This is a genomic window from Gluconobacter sp. P1D12_c (assembly GCF_018812105.1).
GTDB classification, from domain to species: Bacteria; Pseudomonadota; Alphaproteobacteria; order Acetobacterales; family Acetobacteraceae; genus Gluconobacter; species Gluconobacter oxydans_A.
Window position 1 is genome coordinate 1 of record NZ_JACSIQ010000718.1, and the last position, 390, is coordinate 390.

1 protein-coding gene is annotated in these 390 nt (G+C 58.0%); it reads left to right on the forward strand.

The features are described from left to right. Nucleotides 1–33: 33 nt before the first annotated feature. Nucleotides 34–390, forward strand: a 357-nt coding sequence (locus KP705_RS21640) for a transposase (RefSeq protein WP_374195580.1), incomplete at its 3' end; no start/stop codon positions are given.

Sequence of the window (390 nt, forward strand, 5' to 3'; positions counted from 1 at the left end):
CCAGCTGGAGACAACCGCCTGTTTCTCAATGGTATGCTGCATGTTCTGCGCACAGGCTGTCCGTGGCGGGACATGCATGAGCGCTACGGCAAATGGAACTCGGTCTATGTCCGGTTCCGGCGTTGGGCTGAGCAGGGGGTGTGGGATGCYYTGCTGCAAACCCTGATAGACCTCGACCTGACCGATAACTGGCAGCATATGGTCGACAGTACCGTAGTCCGTGCCCATTCACAGGCTACGGGCGCAAAAGGGGGGCTCATTCGGAGGCTTTTGGTCGATCACGCGGCGGCTTTACGAGCAAGATCCATGTCCGATGTGACAATCAGGGATGCCCTCTTGGCTTTGTCCTTACCGGAGGCCAGGTCTCGGACTACAAAGCCACAGATACCC